The sequence below is a fragment of the Patescibacteria group bacterium genome (assembly GCA_034660655.1).
Taxonomy (GTDB): Bacteria; Patescibacteriota; Patescibacteriia; order JAACEG01; family JAACEG01; genus JAACEG01.
On sequence record JAYEJU010000011.1, the window covers coordinates 1 to 5,235 of the forward strand.

A 5,235-nucleotide genomic window follows, 5' to 3' on the forward strand; every position below is an offset into this window, starting at 1 on the left:
AAAAAATTCTGAAATGACAGTAGGACTGTGCTGTTGCTCAAAAAATTTCTGAATGACAATAAAAAAATTTTAATTTTCTTTTGCCAAAAGCAAAAAATTTCACAGGATGAATACTTAATGCTTTTACTATTAAATTTTTTTACATAGCTTAAATTGCCTGAAAACCTTTTGTTTATCATATACTTTTAGTATATGACTATTCCAAAAGGTTTATAAGACCCTAATTTATTTTATTTTTTACTTAACCAACTTTTAAAATCTTCTCTTTTTGAAACGAAAAAGTTAAGTTTGTTTAATCTAATATTCTAATTTTACTCTTAATTTTTTAATCTCTTTTTTAGTAGAAATATTTTTTATAATCTCTTTTAAGTCTTATTTTGTTGTAAAAATTTCCATTAATTTTTGAATATTTTTTTGGGTAATCATAATTTGATTATTTAATTTATAATTTGTTTAATTAATTTTTGTATAATTGTATTATATCAAAATTTTTAATTATTGCAGATAGGATAAATTAAATTTGTCTGAATATTTTTTTTCCAATCTCATAAACAAATATCCCCAAAAATCCATAACAGCATAAAACAGTCCAATCTATTAATGAAAGAGGGACTGTTTTTAAAACTCCATTTAAAAACGGCAAATATACAGCTAACAAAAGCATAATAGCTCCAAAAATAGTCGCTAAAATTAACCAAATATTAGAGAAAATATTCATTTTTAAAATGCTTGTTTTCAGCCCGCGGACTGAATGAATATAAAACAGCGACGCAATTCCAAGCCCGACAAATGTTATTGTCCTCACATAATCAATGTTATTAGATATCTTGTCATAATAATGAAATATAGCAAGCAGAGTAAAATCCATTATAATCGCGTAAAAAATTATCAAATATACTGAATTTTTATCCAAAAGTTTGCTTTGATTTTTTCTTGGTTTTTCTTCCATCACATTTTCGTCAACCTCGTCAAAAGCCAGAGCCATAGCAGGCGTGGAATCTTCAATAATTTTTATCCACAAAATTTGAGCCGGTAAAAGCGGCAATGCCCAGCCAAACATAATAGCGCCACCAAATAAAACGATTTCAGTGAAAGAATCCGTTAAAAGATAAAGAATAACTTTCTTTAAATTATGAAAAATAATTCTCCCCTGCCGAACAGCCTCAACAACCACTTTAAAACTGTCATTAAGAAGAATTAGGTCAGCTGTTTCCTTGGCAATATCAGTTCCAGACCCTAACGCTAATCCAATATCAGCGGCTTTAATTGCTGGAGAATCATTAACTCCATCCCCTGTCATAGCGACAACCTCGCCTTTTTTCTGCCAAAGCTTTACAATACGCAGTTTGTGTCTTGGTTCAACTCGCGCGAATATTTTAATATCTTTTAATTTTTCGCTTAATTCTTCATCGTTCATTTTATCTAATTCCTCGCCAATTAAAATATTTTTTTCTTTCACTTTTAAACCTAAGTCTTCAGCAATAGTCTTGGTTGTTAACTTATGATCGCCCGTAATAATAACTGGCATAATTCCCGCTTTTAAACAATTTTTAATGGATTGTTTAGCGTCAGAACGCAAAGGATCAGCCAAGGCCACAAACCCGACTAAAATTAAATTTTCAAAATTTTCTTTTTTTACGCAAAATGATTTTTCACAAGATAGACTACTGGTAAATTTCTTGCCTGCTTTTGAATTTTTTAAAATTTCTTTATAGCCAACGGCAATTACTCTTAAACCCTTAGAAGTCAAATTCAAATATTGCTCATTAATTTTTTTTTTCTGTTGAGCTGTAAATTTTACATTTTTATTTTTTATTCTAACAAAAGAAGCAAAATCAATTATTTTTTCAGGAGCTCCTTTAATATAAACAGTAAAATCTTTGCTTTTCTTTTTCTGATGCAATGTTGCCATAAACTTGTATTCTGAATCAAAAGGAAACTCCGCTAAACGCTTTTCTTCTAATTGCAAATCCTTTTTAATAATGCCTGTTTGCGATGCCGCTAAATACAACGCTTTTTCAGTTGAATTTCCATGCATAATAAAATCTTTTGTTTTGTCTTCACTGTTTTCAATAAACACATTATTGCATAACATTCCTATTTTTAACGCTAAATAATGATTATATACACTGCCTTTTTTTACAACTCCTTTAAATTTATTTATTCCTTTTTTAACCTCAAAATCGTCTGTAACTATCTGGTCAACACGCATTTCACCTTTAGTAAGAGTTCCTGTTTTATCAGTGCAAATCACGGAAACAGAACCTAATGTTTCAGCCGCCATCATTTTTTTTACAAGCCCTTTTTTCTTTAAAATCTTTTGCATGCCAACAGCTAAAATAATAACCATTGCAGGAAGCAAACCTTCTGGAACAGCCGCGACAACTATTGCCACAGAAGTTAAAAACATCTGATATAAATCTCTTCCTGTTAGCCATCCTAATAAAAAAATTAAAACATTTACGACAATAAGAACAATGCCTAAATTTCGGCTAAACTTTCTCATTTTCTTTTGCAAAAAAGATTCAGTATCTTTGACTTCCTTTACTAAAGAACTGATTTTCCCTAATTCGCTTTTTATTCCCGTAGACACAACAAGAACTCTGCCTTCTCCGCGCGTCACAACTGTTCCAGCGTAAACCATATTTTTTCTGTCTGGCAAAAGCAATCCAGAATCTATTTTTTCTACTTGCTTAATTATTGGAACAGACTCTCCAGTGAGGGCTGATTCTGAAGTTTCTAAATTATTAACTTCTATTACCCTGGCGTCAGCAGGAATTTTATCTCCTTGTTTTAAAACCATTAAATCGCCGACAACAACTTCTGACGAAGGAATAATTATTTCTTCTCCGTCGCGAATAACTTCAATTTCATATTTAATCATATTTCTTAATTTTGAAATAGCGTCGTCTGCTTTTTTTTCTTGGACAAAACTGATAACAGAGCTGATTAAAATAACAATTGAAATAAAAACCCCGTCAAAAATATTTTTAGTGGCAAAACTAATTAGAGCAGCAACCAACAAAATATAAATTATGGGATTTTTTAATTGTTTTAATAAAAGTATAAAAACAGATAAAGGTTTTTCTTTTGGCAGTTCATTTAATCCATACAAGGAAAGTCTTTTTTTGGCTTCTTTTTTTGACAAACCGTTTTTTGAAGTTTTTAAAATGTCTATTGTCCGCCGTATTGACAAAGAATGAAAATTTTTATTTGTCATAAATAATAGTTTTAATTATTTCTATAATTTTTTCTGTTCCGTCAGCTTTAAATATTTCGCTGATATTTTTACTTAATCTGTCTTTCACATCTTTATTATACAATATTTTTTTAACTGTTTCAATAAAAATATCATCAGTGATATTTTTTTGATTTAAAATAATTGCGGCGTCAGCTCGCGAAAAAATATCAGCGTTTTCCTCCTGATGGCTGTCTGAAATCGGAATTAAAATTGACGGTTTTTTAAAAGCAGACAGCTCGCTTAAAACCCCTATTCCGCAACGGGAAACAATCGCGTCACTAACCGCGTAAGTCTTTATAGTATCTTGCAAGAATTCAAAACTATGATATTTTTTATTAAAAGCGATTTTTATTGATTTATTTTTTCCTGTAATATGGATTATTTGGCAAAATTCAGTTAATTTTTCTAAATTATTTTTAATTAAATTATTTATTGCCATGGCTCCTGTTCCTCCGCCCAAAACAAGCAAGGTCGGCAAATTATCAATCAAATTAAATTCATTTTTAATTTCAGCCAAAAGCTGACCAGCCTTTGGCTGGCGTAATTCATAATTCGTAATTCGTAATTCTTTCCGAACTGGATTTCCTGTCCAAACTGTTTTGTTTTTTGGATAATCATTTAATGATTTTTCAAATCCGACTGTTATCTTGTCCGCGAACGGCGCCATTATTTTATTAGCTAATCCTTTTCTAACATCCATCTGATGAATTAAAATAGGCACTCTTAATATTTTTCCAGCAAAAATAACTGGAACGCTCACAAAACTTCCCGCTGATAAAATAATATCTGGCTTGAATTTCAAAATAATAAAAAAAGAAAGAAAAAATCCTATTAAAATTAAAAAAGGGTCAATAAAATTTTTAAAACTAAAATAACGCCTAAATTTGCCTGAAAAAATCGGCTTAACATCAACTCCTTTTTTTTCTAAAAATTTTTTTTCTGGTCCGTTTTTTGTAATAATAAATAAAAAACAATGATTTGCTTTATCATTTTTCATTTGTTCCATTATGGCTACAAGAGGCATTACTGAGCCCATTGTCCCCCCGCCTGTTAGTAAAATTTTTAAATTTTTATCAAAAACCATTGACATATTTTTTATATAATATTAATTGTAAGAATCAAGAGCGTTGTTTACACTTTCTGTCATTCCGGAAAATAGATTTTCTAAGCGAGCCTGCGAGCTTTTAGAAAATCATTTATCCGGAATCCAGAAATTCAATTGATTTGTGGTTATATATAGCGTGACAACCAAGAAAAATTTTTCAAAAAGTGTAAATAACGCTAGTATATCTTACATATTAATAATTGAAAAAAACTTTCAATATAGACCCCCCCCGTCCACATCTTTAATAGCTTTACTTTTTATCATCGATTATTAAAGAGGATCTGGGGTTTTTTTATATCTTTTTTTATTTGTTTAATCAACTTATCTTTAGAAGCAAATTTTTTTATATTTCTTATTTTATTAAAAATTTCAATTTCTAATTCTTTGCCGTAAATATCTTGGTTAAAATTGATTATTAAAACTTCCGCTGAAATATTATTACCAAAAGTTTTTTTAGGACCATAATGTAACAGTCCTTTATAAAAATTTTTTTTAAATTTAATTTTGCAATCATAAACGCCAAACTCTTCCAAGCTGTCAATTCCTGAATTCTCAATGTCTAAATTAGCTGTCTTAAAACCAATAGACTTTCCAACCCCCTCCCCTTTTATCACTTTTGATTTAATAATTACAGACATATTATTAAAAACTATACCATAATTTTAAGTAAAATCAAATCAAATTGATTGACAAAATGTAAAAATCCATTATACTAAAATAAAAATATAATAAACTAATCTAAAAATATGGCACACAAAAAAGCAGGTGGATCCTCGTCAAATATACGCGATTCAGAATCAAAGCGCTTGGGCGTTAAGCTTCATGATGGGCAATTCGCGAAAGCAGGATCAATTATTATCCGTCAAAGAGGAACAAAATTTCATCCAGG

General features: G+C 29.6%; 4 protein-coding genes. 1 reads left to right on the plus strand and 3 read right to left on the minus strand.

Translation table 11 applies throughout. The features are described 5' to 3' along the window. Positions 1-514: 514 nt before the first annotated feature. From U9O55_00525 to U9O55_00535, 3 genes are all read right to left on the minus strand, one after another. Positions 515-3,220 carry an HAD-IC family P-type ATPase gene (locus tag U9O55_00525; GenBank protein MEA2088318.1) on the minus strand — a complete coding sequence of 902 codons (2,706 nt, stop codon included), beginning with the start codon at positions 3,218-3,220 and terminating at the stop codon, positions 515-517. After that, positions 3,210-4,331, minus strand: a complete 1,122-nt coding sequence (locus U9O55_00530) for a UDP-N-acetylglucosamine--N-acetylmuramyl-(pentapeptide) pyrophosphoryl-undecaprenol N-acetylglucosamine transferase (GenBank protein MEA2088319.1) — start codon at positions 4,329-4,331, stop codon at positions 3,210-3,212. The genes U9O55_00525 and U9O55_00530 overlap by 11 nt, the downstream gene beginning before the upstream one ends. Before the next feature lie 275 nt (positions 4,332-4,606). Beyond that, on the minus strand, positions 4,607-4,984 hold the full coding sequence (locus U9O55_00535; GenBank protein ID MEA2088320.1) for a riboflavin kinase: 378 nt from the start codon (positions 4,982-4,984) through the stop codon (positions 4,607-4,609). Between the two features lie 108 nt (positions 4,985-5,092). Here U9O55_00535 and U9O55_00540 point away from each other — a divergent pair. Then, the coding region (locus tag U9O55_00540) for a 50S ribosomal protein L27 (protein MEA2088321.1) at positions 5,093-5,235 on the plus strand (143 nt) is incomplete at its 3' end.

What these genes read in the sequence shown, in the direction of transcription:
- U9O55_00530 (MEA2088319.1), bottom strand. Translation starts at nt 4,331, where the DNA reads ATGTCAATGGTTTTTGATAAAAATTTAAAAATTTTACTAACAGGCGGG.
- U9O55_00535 (MEA2088320.1), bottom strand. Translation starts at nt 4,984, where the DNA reads ATGTCTGTAATTATTAAATCAAAAGTGATAAAAGGGGAGGGGGTTGGA.
- U9O55_00525 (MEA2088318.1), bottom strand. Translation starts at nt 3,220, where the DNA reads ATGACAAATAAAAATTTTCATTCTTTGTCAATACGGCGGACAATAGAC.